Origin of the sequence: Clostridium sp. C8-1-8, from assembly GCF_009928445.1 — a bacterium.
In the GTDB taxonomy this organism is placed as follows: Bacteria; Bacillota; Clostridia; order Clostridiales; family Clostridiaceae; genus Clostridium_AR.
The window spans coordinates 1-15,521 of record NZ_JAABNO010000042.1 but is presented as its reverse complement, the minus strand read 5'-3'; the positions used below and the strand labels follow the sequence as shown (position 1 = coordinate 15,521).

At 30.1% G+C, this 15,521-nt stretch carries 22 protein-coding genes and 1 pseudogene; 2 read left to right on the top strand and 21 right to left on the bottom strand.

Going from position 1 to position 15,521, the window contains the following annotated elements; genetic code table 11:
* Positions 1-20 precede the first annotated feature (20 nt).
* Positions 21-1,721, bottom strand: coding sequence for an ABC transporter ATP-binding protein (locus GXK57_RS24530; protein WP_160680648.1), 1,701 nt, complete (start codon positions 1,719-1,721; stop codon positions 21-23).
* A 632-nt stretch (positions 1,722-2,353) separates the two neighbouring features.
* Here GXK57_RS24530 and GXK57_RS24525 point away from each other — a divergent pair.
* Together GXK57_RS24525 and GXK57_RS24520 are read left to right on the top strand one after the other, a co-directional pair.
* On the top strand, positions 2,354-2,590 hold the full coding sequence (locus tag GXK57_RS24525; RefSeq protein ID WP_160680647.1) for a TIGR04540 family protein: 237 nt from the start codon (positions 2,354-2,356) through the stop codon (positions 2,588-2,590).
* A 347-nt stretch (positions 2,591-2,937) separates the two neighbouring features.
* Positions 2,938-3,342 carry a pyridoxamine 5'-phosphate oxidase family protein gene (locus GXK57_RS24520; RefSeq protein ID WP_160680646.1) on the top strand — a complete coding sequence of 135 codons (405 nt, stop codon included), beginning with the start codon at positions 2,938-2,940 and terminating at the stop codon, positions 3,340-3,342.
* 195 nt (positions 3,343-3,537) lie between these two features.
* On the opposite strand, the gene GXK57_RS24515 is transcribed toward GXK57_RS24520, so the two are convergent.
* The 20 genes and pseudogenes from GXK57_RS24515 to GXK57_RS24420 all read right to left on the bottom strand — a co-directional run.
* On the bottom strand, positions 3,538-3,918 hold the full coding sequence (locus GXK57_RS24515) for a hypothetical protein (RefSeq protein ID WP_160680645.1): 381 nt from the start codon (positions 3,916-3,918) through the stop codon (positions 3,538-3,540).
* 47 nt (positions 3,919-3,965) lie between these two features.
* Positions 3,966-4,295, bottom strand: a complete 330-nt coding sequence (locus GXK57_RS24510) for a hypothetical protein (protein ID WP_160680644.1) — start codon at positions 4,293-4,295, stop codon at positions 3,966-3,968.
* A 20-nt stretch (positions 4,296-4,315) separates the two neighbouring features.
* Complete coding sequence (locus GXK57_RS24505; RefSeq protein WP_202127786.1) at positions 4,316-4,576, bottom strand: hypothetical protein; 261 nt, start codon at positions 4,574-4,576, stop codon at positions 4,316-4,318.
* A gap of 252 nt (positions 4,577-4,828) precedes the next feature.
* Positions 4,829-4,951, bottom strand: coding sequence for a hypothetical protein (locus tag GXK57_RS26945; RefSeq protein WP_279285530.1), 123 nt, complete (start codon positions 4,949-4,951; stop codon positions 4,829-4,831).
* Positions 4,952-4,979: 28 nt separating this feature from the next.
* On the bottom strand, positions 4,980-5,225 hold the full coding sequence (locus GXK57_RS24500; protein WP_160680642.1) for a hypothetical protein: 246 nt from the start codon (positions 5,223-5,225) through the stop codon (positions 4,980-4,982).
* A 246-nt stretch (positions 5,226-5,471) separates the two neighbouring features.
* Positions 5,472-5,789 carry a hypothetical protein gene (locus tag GXK57_RS24495; protein ID WP_160680641.1) on the bottom strand — a complete coding sequence of 106 codons (318 nt, stop codon included), beginning with the start codon at positions 5,787-5,789 and terminating at the stop codon, positions 5,472-5,474.
* A gap of 43 nt (positions 5,790-5,832) precedes the next feature.
* Complete coding sequence (locus GXK57_RS27025) at positions 5,833-6,390, bottom strand: hypothetical protein (RefSeq protein ID WP_160680640.1); 558 nt, start codon at positions 6,388-6,390, stop codon at positions 5,833-5,835.
* A 247-nt stretch (positions 6,391-6,637) separates the two neighbouring features.
* Positions 6,638-7,180 (bottom strand): Rpn family recombination-promoting nuclease/putative transposase, encoded by a 543-nt coding sequence (locus tag GXK57_RS24485; protein WP_279285531.1) that lies wholly within the window; start codon positions 7,178-7,180, stop codon positions 6,638-6,640.
* A gap of 573 nt (positions 7,181-7,753) precedes the next feature.
* A complete protein-coding gene (locus GXK57_RS24475; RefSeq protein ID WP_160680639.1) occupies positions 7,754-8,080 on the bottom strand; it encodes a hypothetical protein in 327 nt (108 codons plus the stop codon).
* A gap of 17 nt (positions 8,081-8,097) precedes the next feature.
* Positions 8,098-8,667 (bottom strand): hypothetical protein, encoded by a 570-nt coding sequence (locus tag GXK57_RS24470; RefSeq protein WP_243156505.1) that lies wholly within the window; start codon positions 8,665-8,667, stop codon positions 8,098-8,100.
* Positions 8,668-9,349: 682 nt separating this feature from the next.
* Positions 9,350-10,453, bottom strand: coding sequence for a tetratricopeptide repeat protein (locus GXK57_RS24465; RefSeq protein WP_160680638.1), 1,104 nt, complete (start codon positions 10,451-10,453; stop codon positions 9,350-9,352).
* A gap of 22 nt (positions 10,454-10,475) precedes the next feature.
* On the bottom strand, positions 10,476-10,781 hold the full coding sequence (locus tag GXK57_RS24460) for a hypothetical protein (RefSeq protein WP_160680637.1): 306 nt from the start codon (positions 10,779-10,781) through the stop codon (positions 10,476-10,478).
* A 134-nt stretch (positions 10,782-10,915) separates the two neighbouring features.
* On the bottom strand, positions 10,916-11,017 hold the full coding sequence (locus GXK57_RS24455; protein WP_243156508.1) for an RHS repeat-associated core domain-containing protein: 102 nt from the start codon (positions 11,015-11,017) through the stop codon (positions 10,916-10,918).
* 445 nt (positions 11,018-11,462) lie between these two features.
* Positions 11,463-11,843 (bottom strand): hypothetical protein, encoded by a 381-nt coding sequence (locus tag GXK57_RS24450; RefSeq protein WP_160680636.1) that lies wholly within the window; start codon positions 11,841-11,843, stop codon positions 11,463-11,465.
* Positions 11,844-11,968: 125 nt separating this feature from the next.
* The gene (locus GXK57_RS24445; protein WP_160680635.1) at positions 11,969-12,154 is read right to left on the bottom strand and encodes a hypothetical protein; all 186 of its coding nucleotides are present in this window, start codon (positions 12,152-12,154) and stop codon (positions 11,969-11,971) included.
* A gap of 401 nt (positions 12,155-12,555) precedes the next feature.
* The gene (locus tag GXK57_RS24440) at positions 12,556-12,765 is read right to left on the bottom strand and encodes a hypothetical protein (protein WP_160680634.1); all 210 of its coding nucleotides are present in this window, start codon (positions 12,763-12,765) and stop codon (positions 12,556-12,558) included.
* Between the two features lie 36 nt (positions 12,766-12,801).
* Entirely contained in the window at positions 12,802-13,452 is a 651-nt protein-coding gene (locus tag GXK57_RS24435) for a hypothetical protein (protein WP_160680633.1), read from the bottom strand.
* A 338-nt stretch (positions 13,453-13,790) separates the two neighbouring features.
* Positions 13,791-14,198 (bottom strand): annotated as a pseudogene (locus GXK57_RS24430) (RHS repeat-associated core domain-containing protein); the annotation flags it as partial.
* A 298-nt stretch (positions 14,199-14,496) separates the two neighbouring features.
* Positions 14,497-14,838 carry a hypothetical protein gene (locus GXK57_RS24425; protein WP_160680631.1) on the bottom strand — a complete coding sequence of 114 codons (342 nt, stop codon included), beginning with the start codon at positions 14,836-14,838 and terminating at the stop codon, positions 14,497-14,499.
* 5 nt (positions 14,839-14,843) lie between these two features.
* The coding region (locus GXK57_RS24420) for an RHS repeat-associated core domain-containing protein (protein WP_160680630.1) at positions 14,844-15,521 on the bottom strand (678 nt) is incomplete at its 5' end.

The window sequence follows — 15,521 nt, the reverse complement described above, 5'->3', positions numbered from 1 at the left end:
CCATACATCCTTTATTAGCATTATATGCTACAATTTTTATGCTTTTCACTATTCCACAGCTGTTTAAAATACTTATTTTCACAAATTAATTGATCAAAGCTGCCACTGCCGACTATATCGCCACCCTTAAAGGCATATATTACATCATAATCCTTTATTGAACCTAATCTATGTGCGATTGTGATTATAGTTTTATACTTTAAAAAATCTTTTAACCCTTTCATAACTACCTGTTCTGTTATGTTATCTAGAGCCGAGGTAGCTTCATCTAAAATAACAATCTTTGCCTCTGAAAAATATACTCTAGCTAAAGCTACTCTTTGTCGTTCTCCTCCTGAGAGCATTATTCCTTTTTCACCGACCTCTGTATCCATCCCCATTGGTAAGCTTTCATAAAAATCCTTTAATCCTGTCTGATACATTGCTTTTATTATTTCGCTATCTGAAACCTCTTTATCAAAAACAATATTTTCACGTAGAGTACCACTAAAGATGGGAGATTCTTGAGAAGTATATGAAATAAGATTATAGTACTTACATAATCTAAGCTCTGATAAATCATAACTGTCTATAAAAATTTTCCCCTCTTCAGGTTTTACTAGTCCCAATAATAATTTTATTAGAGTTGATTTACCTGATCCACTCTCACCTACTAAGGCTACTGCACTCCCCGCTTCAATCTTTAAATCTAGATTACTAAATATACTTTTACTATTATAAGAAAAACTTATATTCTTAAAACATACGTTTCCATTAGTAGACAGAATAACTTTTCCTAAATCCAGATTTACGTCATCTGGCATGCTAAGTATATTTGTTAAACGCTGAAAAGCACTTTTATCTAACTTGTATTGAACAAATATTACATTAAATATAGCAATTGGAGAATAAGCTTTATCGATCAAAGTAATTAAAGCTACTATTGCACCTACCGATACCTTGTCCTCCTTCCAGCTAATATAAATCAAAATAATTTTAATTATAGTCACAAAAGCTGCAAAAATTGCAAAAAAAGCTTCATGTATCATCTTCATCTTAGTTTTTGATTGGACTATTTTCTCTGCAGCATCTTCAGCCTTTTCTATTTCCTTTGCGAACTTATTATTTACCCTAAAAACAACAAACTCCATAAATCCTCTTACTAAATATTTATTAAAGTTCTCTTCATTATTTAGAATAACGGATTTAATGCTGTAAAGATATTTTAGCAAAACTTTAGTTACTATAAATACTAAAATATAGCCTATCAGTATATAAATCATAATAGTTTTGTCTATAGCCGCTATAAAAATCAAGCTGAAACTCACGCTTGGAATATGTTCACGTAACAATTGAAAGTAGAAGTCAAAAACTATACTCTTCCCTGAACTCGCTCCATTTTCAACCTGTTGAATAACACTGCCAGTTCCAAGAGAAAGATAGCTACTATAATCTATAGTACTTATCTTCCTCATAGCCTTCAGCTTAAAATCTAAGTAAATACCGTGGGACAACTTATTATTAGGATACTCATCTATATAATTAAGTATGCAAGTGGATATTAATATAGCTCCATAAATTAATATGACCTTCGCTGAAAGTGTTCTATATCCAAAACCATCTAGTACTTTTTGAAGATAGCTAGCACTATAGGCATTAAGAAAAGCTATAGCTACTCCTATAAAAATATAAGCGCTTGTAAGTGTTTTTCTCTTATATAAAATATCTAAAAAATGTTTCATAACTGTACTCCCTCTAATTTTATTTAGAATAAAATATAGGATGCATCACTTCATAATGGAGTTTATATCAAATCTTATATAATAAGGTATAGGTGCCTTGCAAGGCGTCCATTATTAAAGCAGCACATCTTTAGTTTTAGTACAGCTAAAACTGCTAGCAAATTTTCTATTAACCTCAGCACAATTTGCCACAGATTACTTTAACTGTACTGAGTATATACTTACTTTTAGTCTCATAATTATTCCCCCTTTATTCAATAATCAAAATATTAAACTTATATTACAAAGATACTAGTGTATATTGTTACACTAGTTTGTTTAGACATCTTCTCAAATTAATTAACTTTTAGCATATCAGCCTTTTTTCACGTATTTAAATAAATTCTAACTGACTGACTACTTTTTCATTCTTTCTACTTTATACTCTTTTAAACAATCATCCATGCTTATCTAAAGCTTTATCCAAATATAATTTTCTAAAGAATAAAATTTTTTAAGCTTTTATTTGCAATAAGCCTATAAACAATGTATCATATTTATGTAATATCTAAGAATATGTAGTATAAGAATAATTTATTATACTAACAAATTATTTTTCAGCATACATAATCTATACAAAAAGGAGTATAAGTATGAAAGCAGTGTACAAAAACCCTAAAGAATTAGCAACAAAATTATTAGATGTAGTTGATTCATATAGAGAGGGCTTAACTACTTACGAAAAATTTGAGAGTACCATTCTTACTCTTATAGAAAAGAATGAAGATAGAATCTACAAAAATGGTTTTATGCCTGTCAAACTTATCAATATAATAGGTGAAGATAGAAAATCACTTATTGACGAAGTTGCAAGCAAGATAACTAAATAAGATTTATAAGGGAAATAATTACTGGCTATGCCTTAGGATTATTTCCCTTTTCTAATTATTATGGTAAGCAAATCATATTAGCAAAAGCTAACTCTTAAATTAATCTATTCAATGTATATTACCTTCAAAAATCCACATCTGTCTTTTCCTATAATCCTCTAGTAACTATCACTATTATACTATATATCCATAAATTACAGATACAGAAAAATTTTAATTGCATTATTACAATTACTATGTTATATTATTATCACAGTAAATTGCATCCAATTCAATTACGTTCAATCTATAAATCTATTGTTTACTTTCAAAGATTTATAAAATTACTTACATTAAGGAGATTACATATGGAAAAGATAATCGAGTTTTTAGAAAAGAACAATATAGGCATTTTAGCTACATCTGAAAATGACAAACCTCACGGTAGACCTCACCATATTCATCTAATAAGAGATGGTAAGTTCTATTTCACCACTGCCAATACTAAAAAAGCATTTGCTCAACTTAAAGGAAATCCTTATGTTGAATTTATAGTAACAACTTCAGATTTTGTAACAGTTAGGTTAAGTGGGAAGATTGAGTTTGCTAAAGATCTAGCTGAAAAACAATTAGTTATAGATAATGCTCCTTTAGTAGCAAAAGGTTATAAAACAGCTGACAACCCAATTTTCGAAGTTTTTTATCTTCAACATGGTGAAGCTATATATTCAAACATATTATCTGGTAAGCCAGATGAAGTTTTCACTTTCTAAAACTAAGCAATAGAATAACTAAACAATTAAGAGAAGTCAATTTACCCTTGACTTCTCTTATATTTTGGATGTACCATTTCATACTAAAATTATTTTTTTGGATTGAAGTATTGCTGATTCAACTATTTAGTTATATGTTCCCCATAACCCGTGATTATCGAACAGCTACAACTTAAGTTTAGATACAGCAATCCTTTATGCATGTGATAATATAGGAAACATTAACTTGTGCTCTTCAAAAACTTTGCTTTTTTCTCCCAAGATAAAAAGCGTTGTATCATCTTCTGTTAGAGGCTCTAGATCGTACCCTTCAATAAACTTAGGTGTAAAACCGAAAAACACTTTTTTTATGTTTTTATTTACAAATCCACTAACAATGTTATCTAAATCGATTTCTCTAGATGCAAATAAATCATAAATCGTTAAAGTATCTTTTTCAATATCTGCAACTACAATTGCATCTTCATTTCTTAAGTAATAGATTGAGTCACTATTATGACAATAAAACATTAGTAGCCATAAATTATTTCTAGCTGCAAGCTTTGAAAAGACTACTGAATTTATAGCCTTATTCATAAAAATTTGTTATTATTAATCACTGAGCTTCCAACTAATTCACTAAACTAATTAATTTTGACTAACTTAGATATATCAAAATCATTAACTGGTTTTAAATCATCAAAGTATCTTTCTTTAAATAACCCTTCTATTGAAATGCATATTTCTTTTTTCGATACTTGTTTAACTATAATTAAATTAGATTCAATTGAATAATAAGATTGTTGTTCAATTTCATTATAAAAATCTTGCTTTAATCTTATCATATCATATATCTTCAAATTATATAACTTATCATCAATTAGCACATATACATCTAATCTATACCCCTTCTCACTAGCCTCAAACTCACTTAATTCAGAATCATCCATAAAATATATTTCAATTTGATTCATTTGATCACCTCATTTAAGATTTAATTCAGATGAAACAATTCTATTTGATTTAACAATTCTTGATATTCGTCTAATGACATTGACCTTGATGGTACTATTTCGTAATGCCCTTTATCCCTACCTCTCTGTATGACATTTAATCCATCTGGTATTTTATCTATTCTAAAAGCTCCACCAAATCTTGAGACTTTATCTTCATCAATATTTACTGAAATTCCATGATTTGTCTTCAGTAAGCCTGTATTTTTATCAATTTTGACTTCATTCAATTTTACTGTCATATACTTCCTTCTTAATTTTACCATTAATTTGCACATAAAGAAAAGCCAACAAGTATTTTTACTACCTGCTGACTTATTGCTACTACATCTTACCGCATAATTTATATTATGCAGCCTTGAGTTTAAGCACCATTATTTGTATTATGAGTATTGTTGAAACATCAACAATTATTACAACTTTATGAAGTAAGTTCTATATTATTAAGTAGTTAGATTTATACTATAACCACTTAAATTACTATCTAAATACTATCACAACTTTACAGAATTAACAGTTATAACAGCAGACTCTAATTTATACTTCTCATCTATAGGTTGTGAATCTACCCTTAATATCTCTAACTCACTTACATAGCCATTGACAATGTGTAACAAAATTTGAATTGGGACTCCATCGCTTGAATCAACAAGCAATTTCTACAGGTACTCTTTGAGGATAAGGATACTTAGGTGCATTATTACTAACTTTTATATTTATAGATTTACATCCGCAAGTACAATATCCAGTTACCTCGGCAGTTTCAAGTTGTTTTTCTATAATTTCTTTTCCTTCTACTTCTACACTCAGCATTTTATCTAATACTTCTCTTTCCTCATAAGTTAGCTCCCTTGGATTATCAAGCTGAAAATTAAGGTTTACATTACACATTTTATCACCTCTATTTGCTTTATTGCTGAATTGGATAATATGTTCCAATATTAATTAAATTATCTCCTCGTTTGAATGCGGAATAGTAGTAAGATTGTCCATCTATTATACTGTCTTGTCTCGAAAAACCGCTATTTATATTTTTATTTACAACATCCTTTATGATAAGATGTTTATTTTTGAAATACTTATTGCTTTTAAACATTCACCAAATTAACTAAGCATTACCTTTACTTAGATTCATTGTTATTCCATAATTATATTATTTCCAGAATATCTTACTAGAGTATTAAACTCTTTAGATTTTATCTTAAAAATTACTAACCCTTCATCAAAAGGTTCTGGACAATTTTTGACCTTACATATATCATATCTAAGTTTATATCTAATAAATAAACTTTTTAGGTATTTAGGCAATTCATTTTTCGTTTCAACACTTAAAGTAAAAGCTTCATCATATTCGCTTTTAGATAATTTATTTCTCCAAACCTTAGAAATACTGATGTCTAAAGCTACATCTTCAATATACATTCTATGAACTTTTTTTCTTAATCTCTTATTCAATTTCCATTCTCCTTAAATATACTAAAGTTAAATTGAGTAATCATCAATCCCACTTTATATAATCGCCAAATTTTTGTATAAACTCTTCTTCTTGATCTATCGTTAACTTGCTCCATCTGCCCTTTCTTATTCTATCTAAAATGTTTTTATTAGTAACTTTATTCATCGTTGTTACTAATTCACCATTACGCTCAATTATATGAATTCTTGCATTTTGTCCCTTAACTACCCATCGTCTATCTTCTTGTAATAGGATATCTGATCTTTTAGCCCTCTGTAAATCATTTATAGCTGTACATACGTTCCTGCCCTGTGTAGATCTTAATTGTACATGATTACTTCTAGTTATGCTTACAGGTTTACTTTTTACATTAGCAGCAGCTTCATCAGCTATTCTCATCTCTTGAGCTTCTAAAGCTAACTGTTCATCCATTTCAAAACTTATTACATTTCTAAGAAGTAATTGTTCTTCTTCAATAATACCAAAATCAAGTTCTGCGGAGCCTATTAAATCTCCGCCTCCACATCCACAACCTGGTTCATCCCTATAACCATCAGGGTCAATTCTATTAACAGAATTATTTCTACAATATGCAAACAAATTATGTGATAGCACCCCACCAGTTTGTCCAACTAATCCATCCGCATTAATAAACCTACTTCACTCAGGGTTATAGTAACGACCTTGCAGATAATAAAGCCCAGTCTCGGTATCATACCTATACCAATATAAAACAAGATTATATTTTTTAATCTCTCCGTTTTAATTTCAAAATTAAAATTTTAGTGGTAGCAATTAAAAGACTGCTACCACTAATTTTATCAGCTACTAATTTTCTATATAACTTTTATAATCTCGATTTAATTTCTCTTATTTTATCAATACTTAAGCCCGTACCTTGTGCAACAGTTTCTTCACTAATTCCTAATCTTAAAAAGTTTAGTGCAGCTTCCTCTTTTCCTTCAACTTTTCCTTCAGCTATGCCTTCAATTTTCCCTTCTTCTCTTGCTCCTTCGGCCATACTTTTTTCATCTAGTATTTGCTTCATTCGAAGTTCAGCAAGTCTTACTGTTTCAGGATCTCTGCTTAACATATCTAGTACAGTTATCGCTTTTCTTATTGCTGGCTCTCCCATCTCACTTACCTCCTTCTCAGGTTTTGTTAAAAATGCAAGCCACATATTTAAACTGTTATTAAGCTCTGGTTTTTCGTCTAAAAACTTTGGTAGTTCTACAAAATGTATCTCTAATATATCTGTGAGTTTTGTTTTTTCTTCATCTTCCCATAAATGATATGTTGTATGATACTTTTTGCTATCTATATGATTAAAATTCAATATATTTATCGTTATAGTCTTGTTTAAATTTTTATAGTTTTCTCCCTTTTTTATCTGATTTTAATACAATCTAGACCAGTAGAAAAGTGTTCTATTTATCATCATAAGTAAATTCCATTCAATCACTTACTTTGTTAATAATATTTAACCAAATTTGATAGTCTTATTCTATAATCAAATGTCTTTACAGGAAGTATTTCTGCATCCTATGTCAATAAAGTTCTCAATATCTGCACTAAACAGGCAGGATTAACCAAACATGTAAATGCCAATATATTAAGACATTCTTTTGCGATCAACCTTCTTAAACACGGCGTTGACATCGTTAAAATACAAAGACTATTATGACATGCGCATCTCCGAACAACTTGTATTTATATTCATACTACTATTGAAGACCTAAGAGATTCCGTGGATGTTCTATAGATAAAAAAATATGGGACAGTAGATAGATTTATATAAAAATAGCCTGTTTACTGTCCTCTATACAACCTGAAGCAGTCCAGTTTTTTATTTTTTTATTCTTACTTGACAAGATGCAATTCATTATGGTTTGCTGAGTTCTTTTGTTAGATTGTATTAGCCTTGTATAGAAATTTGCTTAATCGCATTTTTAACTCATATAATTTATATATTTCTATTCCTTTTATTTAAATATATTGCCAATATAATTAATACAATAAGAAATATAACTATTCCTCCAAATAATATATATAAATTCCCCATATAAATTCCTATAAAACTAACAACTAGCGGTAAAAAAATAAATAAAAACATTACAGATGCTAAATAATTCTTATTTATTGATAAGTAAGCTACAATAGCAAATCCCAAAATTAATACAATTGCCATCAGTATTATTCGGCAATCATTACCAAAATAATTCCCTATCATTCTGCTAATTATAATCCCTATTAGAACCGATAAAACTCCTATATTAGTAGTTTTTTTCATTCTTACTTCTTCCTCCTTTAGTATTCGTTCTTTAAACCAGTTGATCCATAATCAATTGCAATTCCCGATCCAATTCCAGTAAAAATTACACCCCCTGTAACTATTATTTCCGGTGCTAATCCCGCTGCGATAATACCACCACCTATATATTCTAATAATCCACCTACTCCTACCCCTAAACAACCTGAAAGCATATCCATACAAGCTCCAACATATTGTTTACTACTTACACTGGAGATGACATCCTTAGCAGTAAATCCAATTGACCCAACTAGCCCTAGTGACTTTGTTCTAATCTTCTCAACTAACCCAGGATTATCTACATATTTACCTATTGTTAAAACTCCTGAAGGAACCCATTTTTTAGCACCACTTGCCAATTTGGCCGCCTGTTTAGCGCCTAATTTATCAACTATCGCTCCCCTCGATCCCTTTATTGCACTGCTAACGGGATTAAATACTTGAGTTATATACCCAGAACTATAATTATATTTATTATTCATTATAGCAAAGGCTACATCCACATAGTCGCAAGTATCATGACCAGTACCTGAGAAGTCATATCTAAATTCAGTGCTATCATCCATGTTTACAGGATTATTCTTACAATATGCAAATACATTATGCGATAGCAGTTCACCAACACTACAAGCAATACCATCCGCATTAATAAACCGTCTCCACTCAGGATTATAATATCTGCTCTGTATTAGTATAGTCCATTCTCGGTATCATACCTTTACGTGAACAGCAAAGTCTCGGTATCTATCCAATTTTCTCAAACATGAAATCCATTGGTATTACTAGTCTAGAGGTGCTGGCTACAGTACACCATTGTTAAAACTAATGAACTTAGAACCATCAGTTTCAAAAGCTTTTGCCAAATCAGCTTAGTTTCTACAATGATTTAGAAAGCTTGTAGAAACACATAGTTTCATTATTTATCATTTTTTGCCCTTTAGCACATATATAGGCTACATCTTGGTCTATTTCAGGGCATATACTTTGTTGATTTCACTTGATTTGGACAGATAGGACATATCTTTTTCCAAAATACAATCTATTCATTAGAGGTAGTATACCATATCTTGAGAGATACTTGTATGAAACTATGCCCACTACTCCCAAACCTATGAAAACACTGGATTTCTCAACATAAAACCTTACCCAAAATGCGTCCACAATCTGCCCTAGCAAAAGAAAAACTGCCTTTGCTTACGCAAAGGCAGTAAATATGGTATTCGACCATTTATCTTGTTTATATCATAATTAGTTAAGTAAAATTCGTTGAATTAATTCTTCATGATCTTTAAAAACTTCTTCATCTTGCGCATAATGTATATACTCTTCATCTATGCTTATTGCAGTTTTTAAGTAGTTAGTGGCTGTACCAAAATCCCCCAACCGTGCACATATAACTGATAAATTATAGTAAGCATCTGCATACTCAGAATTAATTAAAATTGCTTTGCTACAAGCTTGTCTTGCATCATCAATTACTCCCATATGCAATAACAATTGTCCCTTCCTATTATAGGCTATATCGTAATTCGCATCTAAGCGAATAGCTTCATCATAGCATCCTATAGCTTGAGTATAGTTTCCAAGTTCTTCTTCTGCATAAGCTTTAAATACGTAGGTTTCTTTAGTAGGCTCAATATTCAAAGATTTATCATAACTTTCTATAGCTTCATTATATTCTTCAGAACAATATAAGGCATAACCTTTATTCGTATATATTTCATAATTATTAGGATTAATTTTTAATGCCTTGTCATAATAGTATATTGATTCATTAAACTTTTCTATACAATCATAATAGTATGCAATCGAATTATATACGTATTCATCATCACACCCTGTTTTTATAACGTCTTTATACAATGAAATTGCCTCATTAAAATTTCCGTGTGAACTTTTTGAATCCGCTAATTGTAATAATTTAATCAATCTATATGTTACCGTTAAATTATACCCTCTATCTTCTATGAACTTTTCTACCAACTGTTCAGACCTATTCTCTGCGTCTTCTTCGCAAAATTCCAATTCCTCAAGCCACTGCACGTAATGTATTATTTCATGGGATATAGACACTAATATTGATTTTCTAAATTCATTTACACCGTTATCTTTATGATTTTCCACATCCACTCTAATATATGGATTATCTGTTCTGCTATCTGGTGCAAAAAATGATGCTAAAAAAACTTCTTCATTATTTACTTTACTTACATACTTGCTTCTTATATAAACTGTAACTGCAACAGGAAAATCCAACTTTCCCCTAATCCATTTCCCAAACTCTAGTACTATTTCCCTTAGCTGTGATTCAATTTCATCTAAACATCTAATTCTTAATCCATTACGTAACATACAAACAATTCCACTCCCTTAATTAAAATTTTTTATGTTCTTTTATTGAAGGAGTATGTTCTTTCATTCCTCTATTTGGATCCTTGTTACTTCTCGATTCAAAATCTTTATTTTTTCTCTTTTTCTTATTTACCTCTCGTCCTTGTTGTTTTCTATTAGCTCTTCCAACTGGACTATTCACTGTTGGAGAATCATTTTTCTTTGAATAACTAACATTACCTTGTTTACTTATATAATATTCGTATCCTATGGTTGCAACAGCATCTACTCCTAATATAACCCACCCCACAGGATTCCAAAAGTTTTCACCACCAATGGCCCACGACATTTCTAGTATTCCAGCCCCTGTTCCTCCCGTTAATCCTAGACCTCAAAAGTCACATTAATTGTCTTCGCGCATTACGGGTTTATTACCACGATAAGTAAATAAATTAGCATCTGTTAGTTCATCATTTGTATCACCTAATTTTTTAATATTTCTGTAGTATCAGCATTTATAAACCTACCACACTCTGGATTATAATATCTTGATTGTAGATAATATAGCCCAGTCTTGGTATCTATCCAATTTTCTCAAACCTGAAATCCATTGATATCACTGACTTAAAAGCACTCACTAAAGTGCACCATTGTTAAAACCAATGAACTTAGAACCGTCCGTTTCAAAAGCTGTTGCCAAATCAGCTTAGTTTCTACAATGATTTAGAAAGCTTGTAGAATCATTAGTTTCCCATTAATTCTAGCATTCTCAATAGTTTAAGGTATGTTTCTACTAAATTTCATTTGTTTTTCTAATGATACGCTAATGCTAATACTTCTTCCTTAATTTTGCCATTGTTATCTCTCACTACAGAATTTAAATTATGCCGTTAGCAAAGACATCTAAACTTACCATAGAACCTTGAAAATCATAACAATATTAATTTCCAACATCTTATTAATTATTTATGAAGCGTATTGAATATTTTTTGCAGTCAAATTATCAATAATACACTTACCAGTTAGCAAGTTATTTTCTTTTAACCTCATAAACTATCCTGTAAATGATTATGAAAAGCACAAATGCGAAATAGCTCGCTAATGATATTATAAAGAATACTTTACCATAAGTATCCTTTAAATTAGGGTAACACTTAATTATTACTAATGTAATACTCGACATTACACTTGCTAGTATTATCAGTATTGCTGAAATTACATTATATCTAGTACCAGCCCCTTTTTTTCCATCCTTACATACTCCATATATAACCAGAGAACACCCAATAACGATAATAGCAATAAAAACTTGTACAGAAATATCTCCAACTCCTATGCTTCTTATGATAAGTTGTGTAATAAGTAATATACTCAATGTTATGGTACTATGAACTGCATTTCTGTTTGACATTGTTATACATTCCTTTTCAATAATATATTTTAATGAGTTATCTGTTTATGATAAAATAGGTCGTCTAATTCATATTTTGCAGCTTCTGCTACTCCCCCAACTAATAAACCTGCACCAAATGCCATCTATCCTCCACTTACTATAAAAAACGTACCAACAACGAACGATCCAACATCAATGAATGTTCTAATCCAACCTTCACTCTTAGCATACTTTTCTAAAAATAGGTTATCTCTTACTAAATCACAGAGAGAAATTGCACCAACTATTTTAAACAGCTTGCCAACATTTTCAAATATGCTCAATTTCACTGGTATTTGTATCTTCTTATAAGGTATCGTTATATATCCTAATGTGGATTCTGCTCCAACACTTTCTCCAATGCTGAAACCTATACTTATTGCCGTACTTTTAGCTACATATTTTACGTAATCATACTTATGCGAATCATTTAGCTTCCATTACATCTAGCATTTTCAATAGTTTGAAGCATGATTCTACTAACATTCATTAGTTTTTCTAATGATGAACTAATGATCATACTATTTTCTTAATTTTACCATTAGATCGCATATAAAAAAAAGCCAACAAGTATTTTTAGTACCTGTTGACTTTTACTTGAATGCTCTATTATACGAAACCTTCAATATTTAGTCTATATTTTGCAACGATATTGTTCTACATTAGTTAAAGCTGTTAAGACTTGTGTAATTTATATTTTCTTTAAATTAGCTACACCATGAATAATAAATATAGAAACAATCAATATTACACATATAAATATTTTCTTAATTGTCTTCATTTTCTTAAATTTTTCATTAAATCCTACTAGATATATCATAAAAAACGTAATAGCTGACGCTAATACATCTGCTAAAGTTGTTAATTTATATTTTTTAAAAAACATGTTAATTAATGTCATCCAAACAACCTCCTAATATAATTAAATTAAGATTCATTAATACTGATTTTCAGAGTTTGTTTTGATATTATAATGATAATTAGCATATCCATGAACATGTAAAACTATTGCAATTGTCATTAAAGGGGTTCCCAATATCTCAGCAACCATAATTCCTATCCTACCAACATAGATATGACCGTTATCTAGAAGTTTAGCCGTTAAAATTACTACAGCTGAAATAACTACCACCAAAAACACATCTTTCTTAACGTATTTTGAGTGCGTTCCTAAAGATACACTTCTAATATAAGTCTTATCCTTTCTTATGATTCTCATGTAAACCAGAATTATTTCTAATACCACATAGTTTAATATAATAATAATTTTTACATAAGTTAGACTTGCATTTAAAATTTCAATTAAGTTTAAATAAACCGAAAAGGATAAAATATTACTGAGTATTGTTACCCAAACGTATTTAGCAGTTCTAATAAACTTTTTCTTTAGTCCAATCGATACATTTATTATTGCAATTATTAAAGAAGAAAAAAGAAGAGCCGCCGCTAAATAATAATATGATTTATCATTAATTATTATAAGAAAGTTTAATAATGATATTACTGCTAAATGAATTATAGTTAACTGTATTACACTCCTCTTTAAATCATGACTTTCACTTATTGAACTTTTTTCATTTTTATTCATTTATTTTCTCCCCTTATAAAGTTGATAATCTCTCTTTTACTCTAAATTTATCCATTCCAAAATTATAAAAAGCTGTCCCTACAATTCCTACTCCTACTACTCCTAGTCCTACAGCCCATACAGGTGCAGTAATTCCTATAACTCCAATAGCAAATGGAACCGCTACTGGGGGCCTCGCCTATTGCAATTCCTGAAATTGTATCTAGTAGAGTTCCAATAATCCATCGTTTATTAAATTGTCCGTTTGTATCAATAAGATTTGATAACCCGCTGGTAGCCAAACCAATTACGCTACCTTTAACATCTTTATGCTTACTTCAACCTGTATCATTTAGGCTTTAGTAAGAAACTTTTATCACTCTACCCCATGTTCTATATTGATTAGCATTAACTTTAGCTGTTACATTTACTTTAGTTATATTACCTTCGCTTCCAAGTGCATTTTTTGCATTATTAACATTACCATAATTATCAAATACTTTCTTTGCTACAGTCGTATTTTGTACGTATATTGTATCTCCAGGAACTCCTATCTCTCCACCATCATTACAAATGTAATTAGGTCTATATCCGCCGTCATCACTCATATTGACAGTATTATTCTTACAATATACAAATACATTATGTGATAGCAGTTCACTTACACTACCAGCAATACCATCTGCATTAATAAATCTACCCCACTCAGGGTTATAGTACCTACTTTGTAAGTAGTACAATCCAGTCTCATACCCTCTATATCTATATGGATTCTTAGCTCCAACAGTACTTGATACTCGCGACTATATATCATTTATTAATTCTATCTGACCACTTCATGATTCTTATATAAAAATATTCTATCTATTTAAAATAATCGAATCAACATTTAAATTTATATGATTTAATGGCCGCTTACATATCTATTTTAATTTTATCCATTATTTAGTATATACATATAACAAAAGAGCTAATGCTCTACCCATTAGCTCTTTTGTTACCATATTTAAACTCACATTATTTCAAATTAGTATAAGGATATTTCACAAATATACATCCATTTCCCTATTTATTATTTATAAATTTAGGTAAAATCTTAATTAGAATAAATACTGTTATTGCTATTAATAATATACCAATTCCCACCAAATTCATGTTATCTAAATATAAACCTATTCCACTAATACAAAAAGGAACAGAGAGTATTAAAAACATAGTTGCTAATAAATAATGCTTCAATACTGCTAAAATTCCAATTGCAATAAACATTATTACTAGGCATATTGAGAACAACATATTACTACCACTATCACCAAAATAGTTAAACAATATTCTATTAATTATACGACCTAGAAGCACACCAATTAGACTTACTAATATAAACTTAAACTTAACATCATTTTTCAAAATTATTATCTCCCATAATATTCATCTTTTTTACTCGTTGTATATCTGTCTATTAGAACTCCTACTCCTACAGATGCACCAAATACAATGCCGCCTATTAGCAAAACTGGAGCTCCTGCAGTTACAGCCATTCCACCTAAAGCTCCTACAATACCAGATGCGAAATCAATACCAGCACTAACATATTCACCCTTTATTAAATCATGACCTACATCCCAAGTTGTAAATCCTATTGTTCCTACTAAGCCTAAAGCTTTTTTACCAAACTTAGCAGGGCCACTAAATTTGCTTACATATTTCCCTAGTGTACATGTGCCTAGCTCCTCATACACCTTCTTTCCTTTTATTAAAGTTGCGCTACCAATTTCACCAACCTTGTCAATAATTCCAGACTTTGTCCCTTTTATCGCACTGGACTTGTAATCAAACTTCTTAATTATAGTTCCAGTATTATTTGATATCTTACTAAAAGTAGAACCTATACTATCTCCAGCTACGCCTATCTCTCCACCATCATTACAAATATAATTAGGTCTATATCCATCGTTATCATCCATATTCACAGAATTATTATTACAATATGCAAATACATTATCTGATAGAAGTACACCTACACTAGCAGCAATACCATCTGCATTAATAAATCTACCCCACTCAGGGTTGTAGTATCTGGATTGCAGATA